This is a genomic window from Mesorhizobium sp. LCM 4576, assembly GCF_001854815.1.
GTDB classification, from domain to species: domain Bacteria; phylum Pseudomonadota; class Alphaproteobacteria; order Rhizobiales; family Rhizobiaceae; genus Mesorhizobium; species Mesorhizobium plurifarium.
Genome location: NZ_MDDT01000042.1, coordinates 1 through 22,283, shown reverse-complemented (window position 1 = coordinate 22,283; position 22,283 = coordinate 1). Strand labels below are relative to the sequence as shown.

Here is a 22,283-nt window from a genome sequence, read left to right as displayed (position 1 = left end):
CGCAACGTCGACTCGGCAGGCATGCCGGACATGAGATGAAGGCCTTCGCGGCTTCCAAATCGCTCTTCCATCCGGTGGTACGGGAAGGCCTTGGCCCACCCTCTTCGTCATCCGAATGGCTGGATCGATATCGGCGATTTGCGCAGATCGAGCAACCCCTTTAGGGCAAATGGCGCCGCAAGGGATTTCGATGACTGGCGGCTTGTCGTCGAAAAGAAAGTGGTGGCGATCGACAGTGTCAATCTCGAAATAGCCGTGTGGCGCCRCAACGTTGAGGTCGCRCAAGAGTCTSGCTTCACGAAAGTGGTTCTGCGCATTGTAGATGGTTGCCAGTGGCGCGCCGAGGTCGGTTGGGGTGACCCTTCGATGYGGTGCTTCGGCATTCGCATGCTGATGAGGACCGGCAAGCAGCAATTGGGAGCACGCCGCGCTGTTGGATGTCGGCCTCCGACCAGACCTGCGCAGAAAAGCTAGCGAGCACTGACGTCTGGAGGGGGTAACCTCCCGATGTTTATCCGCAATAGTCACCGTCGCCTCAAGCGCTTGTACGGAGTCACCAATGGTTCGCTCGCTCGTCGCTTTGTTTGTGGTTCGATGGTTCTAATGAGCTGTCGCAAATGCCGTGCCATCTGACTTGCAGCAGGGATGGAAGCGATCTTTACCTTGAGTAGAAGGACCATGCTTTCGGGGTCGCCATGGAGGAAAGCCTTATAAGACGGCGATCTCATCGGGCTGAACTTGTGACATCTCAGGCAGCTAATGCTCGGGAAACATACAAGGCGTTTCCAAGTGACGACTCGACGAACCTTCTTGTGTCAGAAGGTGGACGAAAATGTCGGAAGCTCTACCAAGGGCAGGGGCTGTACCGCGAGAAGGGAGAGGTGGTGGAACGGAGACGATACTTATGCTGAACCGAAGCGCAGCTTCGTCCGCGCGTAGCCGAATGGGAAAGGCCCGGACTAAGTTCGTTTATGTCAACGAACTCTGCGCTCTTTTCGGCATGTCGGTAAGAACTCGCGGCGTCAGCCGGAGCACCTGCAAGCGCGCCTGCGGAGCGCGTAGCAGCCGAGAAGGCCGCAATGCGGGCAGACGGGCTCGCCATTCGTCTTTGGYCAGCTGAAATGRCAGAATGYTGCTCGTTCGGTATTTCACTACCCCGCGTTTCGTTCTCGGATCGCGATGGCTATCTTCCAACCACTCCGGACGCTCCAGAATCCTGAGGGTCACGGCACCATGCTTGCCCAAGAGGCAGCCTTGGGAGAAAAGGCCCGCTGCCGGGAGGAGGTGGCAACGGGCCCGATTCGAAAACGGCGCTAGAGGGGGTGCGCCGCATTCAAGATCGGCATCGCATCTAGAGAGTTGATGGCCGACACCCTCATAGTAGCTTCCGCGTCAGATATTGCAACGCACAATATCATCCCGCAATGCAAGACAAACATCGGCCTGCCACAAAAGAGCCCGCAATCGGGCCGGCCATGACGTTATCCCACAAGACACAGAGATATGAAGATCGAGACGCGGCAGCCGACCCGTGCCGACAGGTGACGCTCAACCAGTCGCGTCGCCATCACGGTGCATTCAATGGACGATATCTGGGCGCACCTTGACTAAAGGTTCACTTCCGCCAGATCGACGACAGCAACCGTGGCGTTCTCGACTATTGCCAGAAGACACGTGCGTCATCCAGCATTGAAGTTCTGGCGGCGCAATTTGGCCGGGGAGGCGTGCCACTCACGAGGGTGGACGTCAGCGTTTGTGTCTTTCGGCCCCGGCGTGAGGTATGGCTGTCATCTTTAACGCTGTCCGACATGTTTCGTTGGTCTTGTCAGGTTGGCGACACAGTCTTGGTTAGCCATTCGCTTATTTTGCTCAGGTCAAATAACTGAAAAGGAAGAACAAAAAACTTTCTTCGATCGGTCAATAAAATTGGCATGAGTTTTGAGCCTTGCGTTACGAGGCGGCGAAAGCTGCCGACCGGCATTCATATCGCGGGCAGCCGCGATGAATGGAACGAAGGAAGGAAAGCTACATGTCAGGTCTGCGTCAGATCGCCTTTTACGGCAAGGGCGGCATCGGYAAGTCCACCACCTCCCAAAATACGCTCGCCGCCCTTGTCGATCTTGGGCAGAGGATACTCATCGTCGGCTGCGATCCCAAGGCCGACTCCACCCGCCTGATCCTGAACTCGAAGGCGCAGGATACCGTGCTGCACCTTGCTGCAAAGGAAGGTTCGGTGGAAGATCTCGAACTCGAGGACGTGCTCAAGATCGGCTACAAAGGCATCAAGTGCGTGGAGTCGGGCGGCCCCGAGCCGGGTGTAGGCTGCGCCGGCCGCGGCGTCATCACCTCAATCAACTTCCTCGAGGAGAACGGCGCCTACGATGATGTCGACTATGTTTCCTACGACGTCCTCGGGGACGTGGTGTGCGGCGGTTTTGCAATGCCGATCCGCGAGAACAAGGCCCAGGAAATCTACATCGTCATGTCCGGCGAAATGATGGCGCTCTATGCCGCCAACAACATCGCCAAGGGCATTTTGAAATACGCCCATTCAGGCGGCGTGCGGCTCGGYGGCCTGATCTGCAACGAGCGCCAAACCGACCGCGAGCTCGATCTCGCCGAAGCACTGGCTTCCAAGCTCAATTCCAAGCTCATCCATTTCGTGCCACGCGACAATATCGTCCAGCACGCCGAGCTCAGGAAGATGTCGGTGATCCAGTATGCGCCGGACTCGAAGCAGGCCGGAGAATACCGTGCGCTGGCAGAGAAGATCCATGCCAATTCGCGCCAGGGCACCATCCCGACCCCGATCACCATGGAGGAGCTCGAGGACATGCTGCTCGACTTCGGCATCATGAAGACAGACGAGCAGATGCTTGCCGAACTCCAAGCCAAGGAAACGCCGAAGGCGGCCGCACTGTAACGAGCGTTGTCGACTTGAGGTGCGGCCTTGACCAAGCGCGCCTTTGGAATAACGGCGCCTCGCCGATGAGGCGTCACACGAACCTTGAAAGGGGTCCCATGAGCCTGGAATACGAAAATGACGGTGCTCTCCATGCGAAGCTTATCGAGGAGGTGTTGTCGCAATATCCCGACAAGACGGCGAAGCGCCGCAAGAAGCACCTCAATGTCGCAAAGAGCGGGGACGAGGCCGGCGAGGAAGGGGAGGTCCTTTCCGAATGTGACGTCAAATCGAATATCAAGTCCATTCCCGGCGTGATGACCATTCGCGGCTGCGCCTATGCCGGCTCAAAAGGCGTGGTGTGGGGCCCGGTCAAGGACATGGTCCATATCTCGCACGGCCCCGTCGGCTGCGGGCAATACTCCTGGTCGCAGCGCCGCAACTACTACGTCGGCACAACCGGCATCGACACGTTCGGGACAATGCAGTTCACCTCCGATTTCCAGGAGAAAGACATTGTTTTCGGCGGCGACAAAAAGCTGGAACAGATCATCGACGAGATTGAAGAACTTTTTCCGTTGAACAAGGGCATCACAGTGCAGTCCGAGTGCCCGATCGGCCTCATAGGCGACGACACCGACGCTGTCTCGCGCAAGAAGGCCAAGGAGATCGAAAAGACGATCGTGCCGGTGCGCTGCGAGGGCTTCCGCGGCGTCTCGCAATCGCTCGGCCACCACATCGCCAATGATGCGATCCGCGACTGGGTGTTCGAGAAGAGGGCGATCGAGTTCGAGGGTGGCCCGTACGACGTCAACGTGGTCGGCGACTACAATATCGGCGGCGACGCCTGGGCTTCGCGAATCCTGCTCGAGGAGATCGGCCTGCGCGTGGTCGGCAACTGGTCGGGCGACGCCACGCTCGCCGAGATAGAGCGCGCGCCGAAGGCCAAGCTCAATCTCATCCATTGCTACAGGTCTATGAACTACATCTGTCGGCACATGGAGGAAAAGTATGGCATCGCTTGGATGGAGTACAATTTCTTCGGTCCCTCCCAGATCGAAGCCTCCCTGCGCAAGATTGCCAAGCATTTTGGGCCGGAAATCGAGGAGAAGACCGAAAAGGTGATCGCCAAGTACCGCCCCTTGGTCGACGAGGTAATCGCCAAATACCGACCGCGCCTCGAAGGCAATACGGTGATGCTGTATGTCGGCGGCCTGCGCCCCCGCCACGTCATCACAGCATACGAGGACCTCGGCATGGTGATCGTCGGAACAGGTTACGAGTTCGGCCACAACGACGATTATCAACGCACCGCCCACTACGTGAAGAACGGCACGCTGATCTATGACGACGTGACCGGTTATGAGTTGGAGAAGTTCATCGAGGGGGTTCGCCCTAATCTCGTAGGCTCGGGGATCAAGGAAAAATACCCGGTGCAAAAGATGGGCATACCGTTCCGTCAGATGCACTCCTGGGATTATTCGGGGCCCTATCATGGCTATGACGGCTTTGCCGTTTTCGCCCGTGATGTGGATCTTGCCATCAACAACCCGGTCTGGGGCCTATTCGAGGCGCCTTGGAAAAGACGTCCGAGCCGTGGGCGGGCGATGGCTGCCGAATAAATGAAGGGCCCCTAGGCTGGTCTCCCCAGGAGACAATAAACCCCGCGACCCCGTGATCCGCGGAAGACCAGAAACGTTTGATGTTCCTGTCCCGCCGTATGGCGCGGTCAGATAGAAAAAAGAGGTAACCACCATGCCGCAGTCGGCCGAAAAAATTCTCGACCATGCGCCCCTCTTCCGCGAGCCGGAATACAGGCAGATGCTGGCCGAGAAGAAGCTGAATTTCGAATGTCCGCACCAGGATCAGGTCGTTACCGATCAACGCGAGTTCACCGAGACCTGGGAATACCGGGAAAAAAACTTCGCTCGCGAAGCGCTTGTCATCAACCCCGCCAAGGCCTGCCAGCCGCTCGGCGCGGTGTTCGCGGCCACGGGCTTCGAGCGAACCATGCCCTTCGTGCACGGTAGTCAGGGTTGCGTGGCCTACTACCGCTCGCACCTGTCGCGCCATTTCAAGGAACCTGCTTCGGCGGTTTCTTCCTCAATGACCGAGGACGCGGCAGTGTTCGGCGGCTTGAAGAACATGGTCGACGGGCTCGCCAACACGTATAAACTCTATGACCCGAAAATGATCGCCGTATCGACGACTTGTATGGCCGAGGTCATTGGCGACGACCTGCACAGCTTCATCGAGAACGCCAAGGAAGAAGGCTCGGTCCCGCGCGACTTCGACGTGCCCTTCGCGCACACGCCGGCCTTCGTCGGCAGCCACGTCGACGGCTATGATGTTACGGTCAAGGGCATTTTGGAGCACTTCTGGAAAGGCCAGGAGCGAACGGAAGCCCTAGGAACGATCAACATCATTCCGGGCTTCGACGGCTTTTGCGTTGGCAACAACCGGGAACTCAAACGCCTGCTCGATCTGATGGGCGTGTCCTACACGTTCATCCAAGATGCCTCCGACCAGTTCGACACACCATCGGACGGTGAATACCGCATGTATGACGGCGGCACGAAAATCCAAGACGTGAAGAATGCACTCAACGCCGAGGCGACACTTTCGCTACAGCATTACAACACCCGAAAGACGCTGGAATATTGCGAGGAGGTCGGCCAGGCCACAGCCTCGTTCCATTACCCGCTGGGTGTCCAGGCGACCGACGAATTCCTGGTGGAGGTCTCCGCGATCTCCGGCAAGGAAATCCCCGAGGCAATCCGACTGGAGCGTGGCCGACTTGTTGACGCCATGGCGGACAGCCAATCCTGGCTGCACGGCAGGAAATACGCACTCTACGGCGACCCGGACTTTGTTCACGCCATGGCCCGCTTTATCATGGAGACAGGCGGCGAGCCGACTCACTGCCTCGCCACCAACGGCACGAAGGCGTGGGAAGACGAGATGAAGGAGCTGCTTGCATCCTCGCCCTTCGGCAAGGAGGCTCAGGTCTGGGCGGGCAAGGACCTGTGGGCGATGYGATCGCTGCTCTTCACCGAGCCCGTGGACCTGTTGATCGGCAATTCCTATGGCAAGTATCTGGAGCGCGACACCGGCACGCCGCTGATCCGGCTGATGTTTCCGATCTTCGACCGGCACCATCACCATCGCTTTGYGCTCATGGGCTATCAAGGCGGGTTGCGCGTACTGACGACAATCCTCGACAAGATCTTCGACAAGCTCGATCGCGAGACAAGCGAGACGGGGGTGACGGACTATTCTTATGACCTCACCCGCTAGGAGCGGCGGCCGGCTTTTAGGGCCGGTCCGTCTTCTCGATGGACTTGGAGACCGACGCAATGTCTTCGCTCAGTGCCAAAATCCAAGATGTCTTCAACGAGCCTGCCTGCGAAAACAACCGCGGCAAGGATGCCAAGGCGCGCAAACAGGGCTGCTCCAAGCCGCTGACCCCCGGGGCGGCAGCCGGCGGCTGTGCCTTCGACGGCGCAAAAATCGTGCTGCAGCCGATCACCGATGTCGCGCATCTGGTCCATGCACCGCTCGCCTGCGAGGGCAATTCCTGGGACAACCGCGGCACGGCTTCGTCCGGGCCAACGCTATGGCGTACAAGCTTCACGACCGATCTCACCGAACTCGACGTGATGATGGGGCAGGGCGAGCGGAAGCTTTTCAAAGCGATCCGCGAGATCAAGGAAGCCTACGCGCCGCCAGCAATCTTCGTCTATTCGACCTGTGTGACGGCGCTGATCGGCGACGACATCGAGGCCGTGTGCAAACGCGCGGCCGAAAAGTWCGACCTGCCGGTGGTGCCGATCAATGCGCCGGGCTTCGTCGGGTCCAAGAATCTCGGCAATAAGCTTGCCGGCGAGGCGTTGCTCGACCATGTCATCGGCACGGCGGAGCCTGACGATGCCGGCCCTTACGACATCAATATCCTTGGCGAATTCAACCTGTCGGGCGAATTTTGGCTGGTGAAGCCGCTCCTTGATCGGCTTGGCATCCGGGTGCGCGCTGCAATTCCGGGCGACGCTCGCTACCTCGAGGTTGCGTCAGCGCACCGCGCCCGGGCCAACATGATGGTGTGCTCGACCGCACTCATCAATCTCGCCCGCAAGATGGAGCAGCGCTGGGACATCCCGTTTTTCGAAGGCTCCTTCTATGGCATCACCGACACCTCTGAAGCGCTGCGGCAGATCTCCAGACTGCTCGTGAAGAAGGGGGCGGATCCCGAGATCCTCGGCCGCACCGAGGCATTGATTGCTGAAGAGGAGGCAATTGCCTGGAAGAAGCTTGCCGCCTACCGGCCGAGACTCGAAGGCAAGCGCGTGCTTCTCAACACTGGTGGTGTGAAGTCCTGGTCGGTCGTCCACGCACTGATGGAGATCGGCATTGAGATCGTCGGCACCTCGGTCAAGAAATCAACGCCCGAAGACAAGGAGCGCATCARGAAGATACTCAAGGACGAGAACCACATGTTCGAGTCTATGGCACCGCGGGACCTTTATGCCATGCTCTCRCAACGCAAGGCCGACATCATGTTGTCGGGCGGGCGCACGCAGTTTATCGCACTGAAGGCCAAGGTACCCTGGCTCGATATCAACCAAGAGCGTCACCAGCCCTATGCCGGCTATGACGGCATGGTGGAACTCGTACGTCAGATCGACCTCGCCATCCACAACCCGATCTGGCGCCAGGTGCGTGAGCCACCACCGTGGGAGTGCCAGCTTGCCGCAGGGGACGAACCGCCGGGCACCAAGAGTGAGATCGCGATCGTCCAAGGTTTTAAGAAATTCGCCGGCACGACGGCCGACGATTTCGGCGAGTGTTGAGGAAAGCCGATGGTCCGCATCCTTCCCCAGACAAAAGCCGCGGCGGTCAATCCACTGAAGTCGTCGCAGCCGCTGGGTGCAGCCTTGGCCTTTCTTGGGATCGATGGGGCCATGCCATTGTTCCACGGCAGCCAGGGGTGCACCAGCTTCGCGCTCGTGCTCTTCGTGCGGCATTTCAAGGAAGCCATCCCCCTGCAGACTACCGCGATGGACGAAGTGGCGACGATCCTTGGCGGGGCGGATCATCTGGAAGAGGCGATCCTCAATCTCAAGAGTCGTACAAAGCCAAAGCTAATCGGGGTCTGCACGACGGCGCTAACGGAAACCCGAGGCGAGGATTTCGCAGGGGATATCGCCAATATCAGGCAGAAGCACGCGGAACTCGCGGGTACGGAGGTCGTGCTGGCCAACACGCCGGATTTCGAGGGGGCGATCGAAGAGGGTTGGGCCAAGGCGGTCACTGCGATGATCGGRAGGATCACGCGCCCCGGCGAGCAAGCGCGGCAATCGAAGAAGATCGCCATCCTGCCCGGGTGGAATCTCACTGTGGCCGATATCGAGCATTTGCGTGACATGGTCGAAAGCTTTGGGCTCGAGCCGGTGATTGTGCCGGACGTCTCCGGCTCGCTCGACGGCACAGTGCCAGWCCGCTGGGTCACGACCACCTATGGCGGTACCAGCGTCGAGGACATCCGCGAGCTCGGCACGGCCGAACGATGCATTGTCGTCGGTGAGCATATGCGCCGCCCGGCCGAGCTGCTGCACAGGTTGACCGGCGTGCCTTACACAATCTTCCAGTCACTGGCTGGATTGAAGGCCGCAGACCGGTTCGTCTCGCTGCTATCAGCGATTTCGGGCGCGCCGGTGCCGGCCGGGGTCCGCCGGCGCCGGGCGCAGTTGCAGGACGCGCTGCTCGACGGACATTTCCATTTCGGAGGTAAGAAAATTGCGATCGCTGCCGAACCAGACCAGCTCTACCAGCTCGCGACTTTCTTCGTCGACATGGGCTCCGAAATCGCGGCGGCGGTCACCACGACCAATATGTCGAAAATTCTGGAAAAAGTACCGGCGGACTCGGTCCAGATCGGCGATATCGGCGATTTGGAAGCTCTTGGCGCTGGCGCTGATCTCCTCGTCACCCATTCCCACGGCCGCCAGGCGGCGCAGCACCTTGGCATCCCGCTCATGCGCGTCGGCTTCCCGATCTTTGACCGGCTCGGCAGCCAACACAAGCTCACAATCCTCTATCAGGGTACCCGCGATCTGATCTTTGAGGCTGCCAACATCTTCCAGGCCAATCGGCATGCGCCGACGCCTGAGGCGCTTGATCCATTCCGCCACCGAGAAATGCCAGATGAGCTCCGTTCGTCGTCTCTCGCTCGTCACTGACGAGGTTCATGCATCGATGCCGCTACGGCAAGCCGGCGCCTTGCGCGTGGCGATCGCTACGCAAGACATGAAGAACCTCAATGCTCACTTCGGTTCGGCCAAGCGCTTTGCCGTCTACGACGTGACGCGCGAGGAATGGCAACTTGTGGAAGCCGTGGCCTTCGACGACGTTTCCGATGAGAGCGGGACGCATCGCAGCGAGGGCGATGATCGCATCACTCCGAAGGTGGAGGCACTGAAGGGCTGTCATCTCCTGTTTTGCCTGGCTATTGGTGGCCCTTCGGCAGCCAAGGTTATTTCGGCGAAAATCCATCCGATCAAAGTGCCTCAGCCCCAAACCATTCAAGAGGTGCTGTTGCGCACGCAAACGATGCTCAGGAAGGCTCCTCCCCCTTGGCTCCGCAAGGTGYTGGGCCAGGCCGGCGTTGCCGAAARGAAACCGTGCTTCGAAGACGAGGACTTCAAATGAGGAGTAGGCGAAATGCTTGACGCCGTGGTCAGCCCTGATGTYGCCGATGACGAGGCGGCCCTTGCCACCCCGTTCGTCAAATGCCTCGTGCGGCTCATCCGTGCTCAGGATTCCTACGGGTCGTGGGAAGGCAAATCGGACGCCGAGCTCCTGGGCGACTTTATCATCTCAAAGGAACAGCGCCGTGCGATCCCGATCATCGGCGATCCCGATCCTGACGTCCTGTGGAGGCTCGACATGTTTTACACCGCAGTCGGGCTCGCGATCGAGGAGCGCTCCGGCCTGATGGCATCGCCGATGATGGAGATGAGCCATGAGGGCTTCGGGCGCGTGCTTTTCACGGCCGGGCGTTTGGTCGTTCTGTCGAAGACCCTGCGCGACGTCCACCGCTTCGGCTTCGAGACGTTCTGGAAACTCGCGGCGGCGGGTACGAAACTGGCCGGTGATGCGATCGCCGCCATTGAAGCTTATCCCGAGGTGGCGCGGGCGTGATGGACGCGATTGTCGAGCAAGGGGATCATGCCAGGCGTTGAAGATATGCCATGGCCCGCCCACCCAACCGAGGCGGTCGAGGCCGATTTGCTTCTTGGGGTAGCGCCGATGAAGCCATTGGTACTGATCTGTTCGCAAGATGCGGAGTTGTATCTGTTCCTGAGCCACATTCTGGAGGTGGACGGGTTCACGAGTGAGCCGGCCGGCGGCGTGAAGGAAGCAATTGCAGCGGCCGATGAACGAGAGCTCCAGGCCGTGGTGCTGGATTGCGGGCCAGCAAGCGCAACGGGCTCCAAAATCTGCGCAACATTCAAGAGCGAGCCCCGCACGGGTGGYCTACCCGTTATTGCCCTGATTGCCCCCGGCGCCGAGAACCAGCACCTCGATCTCTTGAAGGCAGGCATCGACGAGAGCTTTGTGCGGCCGATCGCGCCGGCCACGCTGCTTGACTGTCTGCGCACGAAGCTGGCGCTGCCGAAGCCGGGTTCAAACGGGGCCGAAAACGGCAGTTGGCTCTGCTGCGGCGGCCTTGAGATGAAGCTCGACGCCTACCGAGTTCGCGGTAATGGCCATGACATCCATCTCGGACCGCTCGAGTTCAACCTTCTGCGCCATTTGCTTGAGGCTCCCGGCAAGGTCTTTAGCCGAGACGAGCTGATCGACGCGGCCTGGCCCAACAATATCCATATCGGTGCACGCACCGTCGACGTCYATATCAGCCGGATCAGAAAGGCGCTGAAGGCGGCCTCGCCCGACAGCGTCATTCGTACCGTCAGATCGGCAGGTTACTCGCTGGAGAAGCCGGATGGCTGAATGGCAAGCCGGTTTGCCATTGCAGGGTACAATATACTCGAAAAGAAGCAGTCCATGGCCTTCAAAAGCGTACTTAGTGTGACGGGAGCTCACCACTCCGATAAGGACGTCACAATAGCTGCCGGCTTATGTGCTGAGGGCGGTGCGAACCTTTCGGTACTTATTATGGGATCTCCGCCGCTATGCGGTTCCACGCCCGAGTGGCCAAAACGACATGCAGCAGCCATTGCCAGACTGGAAAAGCGGTATAGGCAGATCGAGAAATTTTCACAGGACATGGCCATTCTGGAAAAGACGTCCAGGGATATTCAAGACCTGCTGGGAGCCCTATGGAATTGCTATGACGTCGATACCGAATTCTGCGACCAGGCCAGCGTCGGCGACGCGGTGCGACGGCGGGCGCTCTGCAGTGACCTGACCATCGTCGGCCCCGCACTTCTCAACGACATCGATCTCGGACCTCTTGTTATCAACGGCAGCTTGTTCGATACCGGAAAGCCGGTGCTCGTCGTACCGAAGGGTGCCGAGGCGACGCTATCGCCGCGGCGCGTGCTGGTCGGCTGGGATTCTCGCGTGGAGGCTTCCCGTGCGGTTCGGGAAGCGCTGGATTTGCTATCCGGAGCCGACGAAGTTCGGCTCACATTGGTCGATTCGGAGGTGACCTGCACCGGAAACGGCACCGAGTCGGGAGCCGACATCGCCGCCTATCTCACCCGGCATGGTGCTCGTGTCTCGGTCGACCGGCTGCCGAGCGCCGGCAAGCCGGCGGCAAYGGTGCTCGCGCAGCACGCAATCGACACGTCTGCCAACATGATTGTCATGGGCGCTTATGGAAGCCGGCGGCTGYGGGAGCGGCTCTTCGGTGGCGTGAGGAGATGGATAGAAGCAAAGCCGCCATTGCCGCTGTTTTTGGCGCGGTGACGGTTCCGAAGGGGGCACCTATGCTGTTCGAAACTCTGCTTCGCTGGTCGCCTATCCTGATGCTCCAAGTCGGCCAAGGTCGCGGTAAACGCGCTGGTTTTCGCGGAGCGCCTCKAGACAATTTACAAGCGCCTCGGCCCGAGGCATCCCGCACGTCTCCAGTGTGCCCTTAGGATGGCTTCTGCTCGCTTGAGAAGATCCGTGAGCGGAACTTAACGGACGCGCCGACGTACTGGGCTTCTCAATGCAGTCAAAACTCAAGGAGTTGCAGGTCGGCGTCAGGTCGAAAACGAGAATCCTTTCGACGCGGCACGCGGTTCGGACCCVCATCGGCACCGCATGGGCGAAATCTTGGATCGCATCGCCCTCACTATTGGGTTGGGGCTGGACAACGCAATAATAGTACCGCACGGCCAAGACCCTCGACTTCGAGTGTGGACTGTCGGGACCTTGCCGGATTGGGCGGCAACGATGGCGTCAATCATAATGTCATTGGCTGAGATGGCAGAGCGGCGAGGACCCGCCTCTTCAGTGTATTCAGTCGGTCCCGGGCCGACCTGCGTGGCGGCCGAATGGTCCTGGGCTGATCAAATCCGCAATGCTCGCATTCGCACCTGGGCGGGCGCTGGAGCGCCCCGGGCGCCGGAAACACACAAGGTAACACGAGGCAGGAACGCCACAGAGTTCACCGGCCGGCACCAACACTCCTGGGCCAGTGACGATCATCATGGTCAATCTAACAATGGCGGCATTGGCGATGGCAGTAGTGGCGGGCCAGTTGGACCATCGTCGTCGTGCAGGACGGCCATGTCACCAGCCGGGAAATTCAATCGCAAGGGGGGACACAGCAGGCACGCGCATGGAGCGGCCCCTTGCAAATCGCAAACGCCGAGTTCCGCTACCGCCAGCGGGACCGCAACGGCACACAGCTCARCCAAGAGACGCGTAGCGGCGATGATGACGAGGTCTGACGATAGCCGACGCAGTCACGATGTCCATCCTGGTCGTCCCTTGGCCGGCACATGTTGAGTGGTCCGTGGTCGGGCTTTTCCGGGGTGCGTAACGCGTGATGCATTCCGAAACCTGACAACGGCGGCAAACATGTCGGGTTCAATACAACCGGCCGTCTTCGTCGCATGGTGGGTTCAAGTGAAATCACCCATTACTGCACGCTGAGCACACTGGCACAGCCTTTGCTAGTGGAGATTCGGCAACACTGGATGCGGCAAGACGGAGCAAACGCTCAAGGCGCGCARATGYGCGAGATGAGTGATGCTCRCCTTCCTTGAACCCGTGCGCCCCTCGCTTAGAGGGAAACAAGCTCGCGCRCAAAAAGTCGCGCAACCTTTGGCAACAGCCTTGGAGAGCAACATGGCATTGCAGATGGAGTCACAGGCGCCCCCGGTCAAGGTCGAGACCTGGCTGCGTGGCGAGCCGCTTGCAAGTTTCCAACCCGGCAAAGTGTACGTCGTCGAGTTTTGGGCCACTTGGTGCGGACCATGTGCGCCGACGGCACTCCAACTGGTGCAACTGCAGGAGAAATACAAGGACGCCGGATTTGAGGTCGTCGGAGTGGCGGCCGATGAAGACGATCTCTCGCCCGTTGAGGCCCGAGCCAAGTTGGGAGCGTGGTTGGCCGAAAACTGCCCGGATCTGAACTATCGCATTGCGTTCGACCCTACAGGCGAAATGAACAAGCTCTGGAGGGAGCCCAGCTTTTCGGTCGGAATTCCGACCTCGTTCGTGGTCGACCGGGACGGCCATATCGCCTTTATCGGTCATCCGAGGCAACTCGATGAGGTTTTGCCGAAGGTGCTGAACGGCAGTTGGCGAACCAGCGATGAAGCGAAGGCCGCCGACACGGCGCGGATCRCCAGAAATGGCGCAATAGCGCGCGAACAGGCGTTGAAGAAGCCGATCAATGACAGATTCTGGGCGGCGATAAAGATAGAGGATTGGAAGACGGCGCTCTCGGCGATCGAAGACGGCATCGCCTTGGTCCCGGACGATATCAATTTCCGCCTGGCTCATGTTCATCTGTTACTTCACAGAATGCGCGACATGCAAAAAGGCATGCCCGTCATACGCCAATTGGTTTGCGACGCAATCGATAGAAACTCCGAGAACTGGATGCTTGCAGCGCTAGGCCAGCTCTTCGGTCCGGCGTACGACCATTCGCACTTTCCATCTGCTGAGCGCTTCGCGATAGGCAAAAAGCTGTCCGAACACATCTTGGCACTCAACCCTCCGCAAGGCGACGGCCCCAAGTTCCGGTCCTACCCGGCGGTCGCTAGGTACTATTACGACAGCGGCAATAAGGATCGCGCGATCGCGCTGCTTAAGTTAGCACTGGAGTCGCTTGACAGTCCGGAACTTACTCCGGACGCCCTGAAACAGCACCTTCTACCGGATTTGCTGCAGGCCCTAGCCAGCTACAAGGGTGGGAGGGCCGTCACAGCGCTCGCTACGCGGCTCCGCAAAACATTTTCCGGACGGCACCAAAGCGCAATCGGCCGGCGAAAATACATAAAAAGGGGCGTCAATCTGAATGTTTACTGGCCAATTCGTCCATTTACCTGGCGTGACCGCAGCAAGTAGGCCCCATGCAGCACCGGGTGGATCGTTTGCGGCAGGTTCAAAGCTCGAATTTTGCGATGACCCGCGGCCGCGCAAGGGCGCAAGTGATGTTGGACGCGAATTCTCGCCGTGGTGGAAGGCCTCGCGATCGAAGACGCGTCCAAGGCCGCTCATCGGGACATCAATTGCATGGAATTGCCCGCTCCGAGCCGGGCATCGGCCGCGCACGTGTGCCCGAGCTAGGCGTTGCCGGAAAAAGAAATTCGAGGAAGAGGCCTGAAATGGGGAGAATATGAAATTGCCCGAAGCCGCGACCTGCGCTGCTATCAACGAGGACGAGGCGGCCCTTGCCACCCCGTTCGTCAAATGCCTCCTGCGGCTGATCCGTGCTGAGGAGTCCTACTGCTTATGGGAAGGCAAATCGGACGCAGCGCTGCTGGCCGGCTTCATCGTCACCAGGAATAAGCGCCGCGCGATCCCTGGCATGGGCTATCCCGATCCCCACGCGCTTTGGAGGCTCGACATGTTTTATAGCGCCGTCGGGCTTGCGATCGCGGAGCGTTTCGGCCCGGTGACATCACAAATTGTGGAGGCCAAACCCGTGAGGCCTCTGGGCGCGGGCTGTTCGGTGCCAGGCGTTGGGTCGTTCTGTCCGGACATCCACCGGTTCGGCTTCGAGACGTTCCGACAACTTGCGGAGGCCGGTACGAGACTGGTCGACGATGCGACCGCAGACACCGAAGTCAGTACCGACGTCTCGCTGGTATGATGGAAGCCGTTTTCGAGGAAGGATTAAATGTCAAACCTTGAAGAGCTGCAGAAGAAGGTCCGCAAGTTGCAGTCGCGTGCGGGAACCGCGAAGATGGAATTGCACGACCTTGCCGAAGACCTCCCGGTCAACTGGACCGAGATCAAGGTGATTGCCGAGAGAACGTTCGCCGTTTTTGCCGAGCTGGACGCTGCCAAGAGAGATCTCGCTGCATCGGAGAATGCGCGATGACGAGCGCCTTCGTCACCCGAGACGGCTCCAAATGGATGCCGCAATATCTCACCGCTATTGATGGCACGACCTGCATAGGCTGTGGACGCTGCTTTAAGGTTTGCTCGCGCGAGGTCATGCACCTTTACGGCGTCGATGACGCAGGCGAAATCCTCGGCCCCTGCAACGACGACGACGACGACTTCGATGGCGAGCTCAATCGCATGATCATGGTCGTCGACTATGCAGGCCGCTGCGTCGGCTGCGGAGCCTGCGCCCGCGTCTGCCCGAAGAACTGCCAGACACATGTTGCCGCCGACAAGGTCGCTGCATGATGTGCGAGAAAACCAGGAGAACGGCGTTGTCCTTCAGAATCTTTTATCGCGCTTTTTGGGTAATCCTGTGCAGCAACGCTTTGGCTGTCTACTTTGCGTCTCATTCCATCCGCACGGTAGTCGTCATAACGCTGGCTTGTTCGCTGCTCCTCCAAGTAGTCTATTTCGCAAGCGTGCTCTTTCTGATCTGGCGGTCTGGCGGCGGTAGCAAAACTGGCCAAAGGGCTGAACATTTCGGAGTTGCGACGCAGTTGGAATATCAGCCGCCAGACGATGATGAGGTGGTGAGGACCAAATCTACCGACGTGGCTCCGGTCTTTCCGATGGGCGGCATATCGCTGCTCCACTGAGGCGCGATGACGAGATCAACGTCAGATTCAAGCCACTTCGATCAACCGTGAACATCGGATGGATCGTTTAAGGAATGCTATGCTTGGTGGTGTCGATGGCGACCGCATTCCGTCGTTCCAATCCCAGCGATGCAGTTTTCGGTGCGACAGGCCAAGGGTAGGGACGCCGGCGTTGCCGTTGCGTGTCGGGACGGCGAATGAGGCGCTGGAATAGTGACGAAGCCCTTCTAAGACGTCGGGCAATGCAGCTGACCTCAGACCAAACACGCCCCTTAAGCTGATGTGCATAGCTAGTCTCGGCTCATTCACGCATCGCCGGAGAGAACATGCTGGAAAAGTTCGAACGCTATCCGCTTACCTTTGGACCGACGCACATCGAGAAGCTCGACCGGCTCAGCAAGCATCTGGGTGGAAAGGTGGAAATCTACGCCAAACGCGAGGACTGCAACTCCGGACTCGCGTTTGGCGGAAACAAGCTGCGCAAGCTCGAATACATCATCCCAGACGCCATCGCCTCAGATGCCGATACGCTTGTCTCCATCGGGGGCGTGCAGTCCAACCACACGCGAATGGTCGCCGCGGTCGCCGCCAGGATTGGCATGAAATGCCTCCTAGTTCAGGAGAGCTGGGTTCCACATGAGGATGCCGTCTACGATCGGGTCGGCAACATTCTCTTAAGCCGCATCATGGGTGCAGAAGTGCATCTGGTCGACGAGAGCTTTGACATCGGCATCCGCCGCAGTTGGGAAAAGGCGCTCTACGAGGTCAAGGCAAGGGGCGGCATACCCTATGCGATACCAGCCGGCGCGTCCGTTCACCCGTATGGTGGTCTCGGCTACGTGGGGTTCGCAGAGGAGTTGCGCGCCCAGGAGAAACAGCTTGGGTTTGCATTCGATTTCATCGTCGTTTGCACGGTCACGGGCTCAACGCATGCCGGCATGATCGTAGGATTTGCCAATGACGGTCGACATCGCAACGTCATCGGTATCGATGCCTCTGCCACTCCCTCGCAAACCAAGGCGCAAGTGTTGGATATTGTCCAACATACAGCGGAGCTCGTCGATCTCGGAATGGAACTGGTCGAGGATGATGTGGTGTTGCTCGAGGAGTACGCTTACCCATGTTATGGCATACCGTCCMCGGAAACTAAGGATGCCATCCGTCTGTGCGCGCGGCTCGAAGGTATGATCATCGATCCCGTTTACGRAGGCAAATCGATGCAAGGAATGATCGACCTGATCCAGAAAGGCTTTTTTGCCAAGGGATCGAGGGTTCTTTTCACGCATCTCGGCGGCGYGCCGGCGATCAACGGCTACGGTTACACCTTTCGAAACGGCTGACCCGTACGGTCAGTTGCGACCCGGCTGGGAGTCGCCGCGACGGCTGCCGAGCGCGGAGCTAGTGCATCTGAAGCGGTTGGCGCAGCCGCCTATTGATATCGCCACGAACCGCAAACACTTGGCGACGCTGGCGGGCAGCGCCCAAAATTCCAGGACCGCTTTGGGCCCGGCATCTGGGCGATTACTCGACGGCGGTCACTCGGCCGCGGCGCGATGAGATCATGAAGGCAAGAAGAGCGCTGGCTAGGGCGTCCCTGAATGCGATGTGTCTCCGAGTTTCCATCGCCCGAGTGCGGGTGGATGATGGCGCGGCTCAATGCCATGTGAGAAATCCAGCGCCAGCCGGTGCTGGACGGTTCGCTGTGCGGGCTATCTCGTGAGAAAGCCACCACATTGAATTCGAAGTGCGGCCTTATCTTCTCGATCGCGTTCGAGGAGAATTTCCAGCCTGGCGTGACCGGCCGGGAGAAAGATCACACGATCGACATGACGATGCTCGGCCGGATCAGTGCTAGTGCGCTAATAATAGAAATTGCGATCACCTCAAGCCTCAAGCCTGATTGCCAGGCCAAACACTCTCGTACGAGACATTGAAGTTGGGGATGGAAGAGCCCGTCTCGTTGACCAGCATCGCGACCACCTCGTGAGCTATTGTCTCGTTCATCCTCTGCCAATGGGTTGGGGATAGCCCTCGCGTGCTTTCGGTCATTAGTCCGTTTGTGCAAAACACGACAATATCGGCTCGAAACACGACAATATCAGCTCCGAGRCACGAGTGTGTCGGAAGCGAATCTTGCGGTTTCCCAATGTCTCTTTTCGTTGGCACGACAAATGCAGTGCTCTTCGCAGACGTCTGTATCAGCGCGTGATGAGAAACCATCCCGCGCGCGCAAACGACAGAGTCTACGGTTATCAGATGCCAGGAGAGAACATGATGACAAAAGTGCGGATGATTGCGGCGCAGGGTGCGATGGCGCTCATCGTCCTTATGGGGGCGGGTCAGCAGGCTTTAGCGGCAGACTCTGCGCAACGTTACATCGCACAGGACCAGGGAACAGTGGAGGCGTCGAGCCCGTGGCAGATCCGCGTGCGCGCGTTGGGAGTGAAAACCAACGATTCAGGTTACGTCGGCGGGGTCGCCGGTTCCAATCTCTCCTATTCAGACACCGTGACGCCAGAATTCGACATCTCCTATTTTTTCACCGAAAACATTGCTGCCGAACTCATACTCGCCACTACCTACGCCAACGTTGATGGCACCGGAGCAATCGGCGCGCTGGGGAATGTCGGCAAGGTATGGATACTGCCACCCACGCTCACGCTGCAGTATCATATCACCGACCTCGGGGCCTTCCGACCCTAYGTCGGCGCCGGCCTGAACTACACCGTCTTTTACAATCAAAGTGTCGGCAGCGCCGATGCTCTCCATGTGAAGAACACGTTTGGTGCCGCGCTGCAGGTCGGCTTCGACTACATGCTGGATCAGCACTGGGGGGTCAACGTCGATGTCAAGAAGCTTTTCCTGGAACCAGATTTTACCGTCAAAGTGGCCGGCACCGATCTGAAAGGCAAGGCCAAGCTAGACCCCTGGTTGATTGGTGCAGGCGTGACTTACCGCTTCTAACAGGTCGGCGATCCTTCGGCTCGATTTTAAAAGCGGCGGAAACGCCCAATGAAAGACTTGAGGCAAGACCGAATCCCGTCCAGGCTGCTGCTCAACGTTACGCCGTGCAATATGGGCGAGCACCTCATTCGTAGGTGCTCGCCCGGCCTATATGCTCGGCCTTCGACGTGCATTTGACGCAGACCATATTGCGGCAATAGACAATATCGTGCGCAAGCTCACACACGAAGGCAAACATCCGTTTTCGGTCGGCTTTTTCTTTTTGCAGGGCCATTCCAGCATCGTCGTTCTGGATTACGTGGTCATCRCAGCCACCGGGAACCAGCTTCACGTCTTCCACGACATTGGCAGCGTCATCGGCACATCGATTTCTGCACTGTTCCTGCTGGTGATTGGATTGMCAATCTGCTTGTCCTGAGAGGCATTTGGGCGGCGTTCTCGCGAGCGCGTCCGCCACACGCCTATCTCGTTCACACCCAGCCAGCACAAAAGAAACACGAACCATGCCAGCGGATGATTTGATCCTGGCCAATGCTAGGATGCTTGACGGGAACGGCTTCGCCGGGACCTCGGAATCGTGGCTGCGCATCGCGGATGGCGTGATCGCGGAAATCTCCGAGAAGCCGTTCTCCTCAAAGGCGGCGCGCACCATCGACCTGAAGGGCCACACCCTGATGCCAGGGCTTATCGACTGCCACGTCCATGTGACGGCGATCACCGTCGACCCTGGCCGCACGGCGATGCTTCCGGACGTGACGGTCGCCTTCGGCGCGGCGCGCATTATGAAGCAGATGCTGATGCGCGGCTTCACGACGGTGCGTGACGTCGGCGGGGCGACGCGGCCGCTGGCCCAGGCTGAGGAAGCCGGCCTGATCGAGGGACCGCGTCTTGTCTTCTGCGGCAAGGCGCTCTCCCAAACCGGCGGTCACAGCGACTATCGCGGCTTCGTCGACAACCGCAGCGCCGATTCCCAGACCTACCGTCTCGGCGCGATGGGCCGGGTCTGCGACGGCATCGACGCCGTTCGTCACTCTGCCCGCGACGAAATCCGCCAGGGGGCTCAGTTCATTAAGGCGATGGCTAATGGCGGCGTGTCGTCGCCGACGGATCCCATCAACTTCCAGCAGTTCTCGATATCAGAGCTGGAGGCCATCGTCGAAGAGGCGGCGAACGCTCAGACCTATGTCTCCGCGCATCTCTACACCGACGAGGCGATCTCGCGTGCCGTGCGGTGCGGTGTGCGCTCGGTTGAACACGCCAACTTGATCGAGCCGGCGACAGCGCGCCTCATGAAGGTGCGCGGCGCTATCGCCTGCCCCACACTGGTGGCCTACGAAGCGCTGCACAAGGATGYCAAGGCGCTGGGCCTGCCGGACGTGTCCGTCGCGAAGATCGACGACGTCCGGCTGCGCAGCCGGGGCTCGCTCGAAATTCTCCACAAGGCCGGGGTGACGATGGCGTTGGGCACCGATCTCCTGGGCGAACTGCACAAGTACCAGTCCGACGAATTCACCATACGCGCCGAGGTGCTGCCGCCGATCGAGGTGATCAGGTCCACGACGTGCTATGCGGCCGAGTTGCTGCGCATGACCGGCAAGGTCGGATCGCTCCAGGTCGGCGTCTTCGYCGACCTTATCGCCGTCGACGGTGATCCGCTGGAGAACATGTCGCTGCTCGGCGGCCAGGGYGACCACCTATCCCTCATCGTGAGGGCTGGCCGCGTGGTAAAGAACACCATCGACGACAATGGCTGTCCTTAGTAGAACCGGCTGGCCGTTGACAACATTCCAAGCCCAGATTCAGGCCATGATAGTTGCGATGATCAGAAAACCATAAACGGTGGCGATCTTTGCCTTGGCGCGAAAAGTTGGTCGTCGAAAAAGACTGCAGGAGAGACCTCCCTGAGCTCCTGGACAAATTCACGGTCGGATCATGCAACGGCGCAACCTCGTCACACAGTCGGAGCGGCTGCGGCTCGGCGGATCATATTTAGAGCCCGGAATGCGGCACATGCCGCGCCGTACCCGTTGTCGATGTTTACGACCGCAAGTCCGGGTGCGCAGGAAGCGAGCGCTGCGTGAAGGGCGGTTTCTCCTCCGTTCGAAACCCCATACCCGGTCGAGGTGGGYAGGCAGATGATCACGCCGGGCACGAGCCCGCCCAGAACGCTTGGAAGGGCGCCATCCATTCCGGCGACCGCCACAATGACCGGAAAGGTCCGCAATTCGTCGACACTCTCCAACAACCGCCACAGGCCGGCCACGCSGACGTCGATGAATTGTTTCGTCGCGGCGCCGAGATAGGCGAGCGTTCGCGTGACTTCGGCCGCCTGCGGCATGTCCGAGCTGCCAGCCGACACCACCGCGATCCGAGGCGGTTCCAGTTCGGCAGGAGGGGTCCAGTTCAGGTAAGCCGTCCGCGAGACGGGATYGTAATCCAACCTTTCGCGATAAGTGGGCGCCATGCGGGCGAAGACATCGGGTTCGAGGCGGGTCATCAGGCACCGCGCGCCGTGCGCCAACACCCGGTCCATGATTACGGTAAGCTGGGGATCGGACTTGCGAGCGCAAAGGATGGCCTCATCGAAGTCCAGCCGCTCAGGACGCTGAAAGTCCAATCTAATCTGTTCGTTCATGCGCTTCGTTCCCGCAAGAAGGCGCTGCCCCGGACGTAGGTCTCGAAATGGACAGGTCGCGAACCGCCGAAAGCCTCAGCGATTCTGAGGGCCAATTGAACGCGCCCCTGATCGGACARGCGCGACAGGGTAGTTGCGTCCAGTTCGACAACGACGCCTGTCTGACGGACGCGGCAACGAACGGTGTCCGGCGAGAGCTCGCGCCTGACCAGCATCTCGACCTGATCGACGGCGCGCAACACCTGAGGTTCGATCCGGAGCGCCGTTTCGATGCGGCTTGAAAGGCAGGGTGCCGAAGGCAATTCGGCGAGGTCGTTCAAGCCATGCGCTGCCGACATCGCCCTCACGTCGGCCTTGGACATGCCGGCCTCGACAAAGGGGTGACGTACGCTATTGGCTTCGGCTGCCTTGAGACCGGGCCGCCAGTCGCCCAGATCGTCTGTATTCGTGCCGGAAAAGAGCTGCGCTTCCGACAGCGACGACAGCGTGCCGTAGAGATTCGATTTACAAARGAAGCAGCGATTTGAAGGGTTGGTGAGATAGCGTTCGTCCCTAAATTCCCCTGCGTCGATGACCCGCAAGTCCCAACCATAGCGCGCCGCATAGTCCC

General features: G+C 59.4%; 19 protein-coding genes and 1 pseudogene. 18 read left to right on the top strand and 2 right to left on the bottom strand.

The annotated features are described in order from the left end of the window. The first annotated feature begins 2,029 nt into the window (after window positions 1–2,029). The 18 genes and pseudogenes from nifH (at window position 2,030) to LCM4576_RS22730 (ending at window position 20,798) form a co-directional block, all read left to right on the top strand. Window positions 2,030–2,923, top strand: a complete 894-nt coding sequence (gene nifH, locus LCM4576_RS22820) for a nitrogenase iron protein (protein WP_040971496.1) — start codon at window positions 2,030–2,032, stop codon at window positions 2,921–2,923. Between the two features lie 98 nt (window positions 2,924–3,021). Continuing rightward, window positions 3,022–4,524 carry a nitrogenase molybdenum-iron protein alpha chain gene (gene nifD, locus LCM4576_RS22815; protein ID WP_071034763.1) on the top strand — a complete coding sequence of 501 codons (1,503 nt, stop codon included), beginning with the start codon at window positions 3,022–3,024 and terminating at the stop codon, window positions 4,522–4,524. A gap of 133 nt (window positions 4,525–4,657) precedes the next feature. Then, on the top strand, window positions 4,658–6,199 hold the full coding sequence (gene nifK / locus LCM4576_RS22810; RefSeq protein ID WP_071034762.1) for a nitrogenase molybdenum-iron protein subunit beta: 1,542 nt from the start codon (window positions 4,658–4,660) through the stop codon (window positions 6,197–6,199). A 59-nt stretch (window positions 6,200–6,258) separates the two neighbouring features. After that, on the top strand, window positions 6,259–7,749 hold the full coding sequence (gene nifE / locus LCM4576_RS22805) for a nitrogenase iron-molybdenum cofactor biosynthesis protein NifE (RefSeq protein ID WP_071034770.1): 1,491 nt from the start codon (window positions 6,259–6,261) through the stop codon (window positions 7,747–7,749). A 9-nt stretch (window positions 7,750–7,758) separates the two neighbouring features. Then, a complete protein-coding gene (nifN, locus tag LCM4576_RS22800) occupies window positions 7,759–9,138 on the top strand; it encodes a nitrogenase iron-molybdenum cofactor biosynthesis protein NifN (protein WP_071034761.1) in 1,380 nt (459 codons plus the stop codon). After that, entirely contained in the window at window positions 9,104–9,607 is a 504-nt protein-coding gene (nifX, locus tag LCM4576_RS22795; protein ID WP_071034760.1) for a nitrogen fixation protein NifX, read from the top strand. Before nifN ends, nifX begins: the two co-directional genes overlap by 35 nt. Window positions 9,608–9,619: 12 nt before the next feature. Next, window positions 9,620–10,099: a NifX-associated nitrogen fixation protein gene (locus tag LCM4576_RS22790; protein ID WP_041010484.1), complete on the top strand. Its 480-nt coding sequence runs from the start codon at window positions 9,620–9,622 to the stop codon at window positions 10,097–10,099. Window positions 10,100–10,126: 27 nt separating this feature from the next. After that, window positions 10,127–10,912, top strand: a complete 786-nt coding sequence (locus LCM4576_RS22785) for a response regulator transcription factor (protein ID WP_071034759.1) — start codon at window positions 10,127–10,129, stop codon at window positions 10,910–10,912. Window positions 10,913–10,966: 54 nt separating this feature from the next. After that, window positions 10,967–11,833 carry a universal stress protein gene (locus tag LCM4576_RS22780; protein ID WP_071034769.1) on the top strand — a complete coding sequence of 289 codons (867 nt, stop codon included), beginning with the start codon at window positions 10,967–10,969 and terminating at the stop codon, window positions 11,831–11,833. 1,371 nt (window positions 11,834–13,204) lie between these two features. Then, a complete protein-coding gene (locus LCM4576_RS22775) occupies window positions 13,205–14,431 on the top strand; it encodes a TlpA disulfide reductase family protein (RefSeq protein WP_083361471.1) in 1,227 nt (408 codons plus the stop codon). 271 nt (window positions 14,432–14,702) lie between these two features. Beyond that, window positions 14,703–15,179, top strand: coding sequence for a DUF269 domain-containing protein (locus tag LCM4576_RS22770; protein WP_071034758.1), 477 nt, complete (start codon window positions 14,703–14,705; stop codon window positions 15,177–15,179). 27 nt (window positions 15,180–15,206) lie between these two features. Next, window positions 15,207–15,410, top strand: a complete 204-nt coding sequence (locus LCM4576_RS22765; RefSeq protein WP_040971462.1) for a CCE_0567 family metalloprotein — start codon at window positions 15,207–15,209, stop codon at window positions 15,408–15,410. Beyond that, window positions 15,407–15,724 carry a ferredoxin III, nif-specific gene (gene fdxB / locus LCM4576_RS22760; protein ID WP_040971463.1) on the top strand — a complete coding sequence of 106 codons (318 nt, stop codon included), beginning with the start codon at window positions 15,407–15,409 and terminating at the stop codon, window positions 15,722–15,724. The genes LCM4576_RS22765 and fdxB overlap by 4 nt, the downstream gene beginning before the upstream one ends. Before the next feature lie 26 nt (window positions 15,725–15,750). After that, the gene (locus LCM4576_RS22755; RefSeq protein WP_040971500.1) at window positions 15,751–16,074 is read left to right on the top strand and encodes an exopolysaccharide production repressor protein; all 324 of its coding nucleotides are present in this window, start codon (window positions 15,751–15,753) and stop codon (window positions 16,072–16,074) included. Window positions 16,075–16,400: 326 nt separating this feature from the next. Continuing rightward, a complete protein-coding gene (locus LCM4576_RS22750) occupies window positions 16,401–17,414 on the top strand; it encodes a 1-aminocyclopropane-1-carboxylate deaminase (RefSeq protein WP_071034757.1) in 1,014 nt (337 codons plus the stop codon). Between the two features lie 934 nt (window positions 17,415–18,348). Next, window positions 18,349–19,038, top strand: coding sequence for an OmpW family protein (locus LCM4576_RS22740; RefSeq protein ID WP_040971501.1), 690 nt, complete (start codon window positions 18,349–18,351; stop codon window positions 19,036–19,038). 109 nt (window positions 19,039–19,147) lie between these two features. Continuing rightward, window positions 19,148–19,488 (top strand): annotated as a pseudogene (locus LCM4576_RS35065) (HoxN/HupN/NixA family nickel/cobalt transporter); the annotation flags it as partial. A 53-nt stretch (window positions 19,489–19,541) separates the two neighbouring features. Further along, complete coding sequence (locus LCM4576_RS22730) at window positions 19,542–20,798, top strand: amidohydrolase family protein (RefSeq protein WP_071034754.1); 1,257 nt, start codon at window positions 19,542–19,544, stop codon at window positions 20,796–20,798. A 191-nt stretch (window positions 20,799–20,989) separates the two neighbouring features. Here LCM4576_RS22730 and larB read toward each other — a convergent pair whose 3' ends face one another. Together larB and LCM4576_RS36575 are read right to left on the bottom strand one after the other, a co-directional pair. After that, entirely contained in the window at window positions 20,990–21,673 is a 684-nt protein-coding gene (gene larB / locus LCM4576_RS22725; protein ID WP_071034753.1) for a nickel pincer cofactor biosynthesis protein LarB, read from the bottom strand. Further along, window positions 21,670–22,283 (bottom strand): adenine nucleotide alpha hydrolase (locus tag LCM4576_RS36575; RefSeq protein ID WP_071034752.1); only part of this gene is annotated, 614 nt, incomplete at its 5' end. The genes LCM4576_RS36575 and larB, both read right to left, overlap by 4 nt.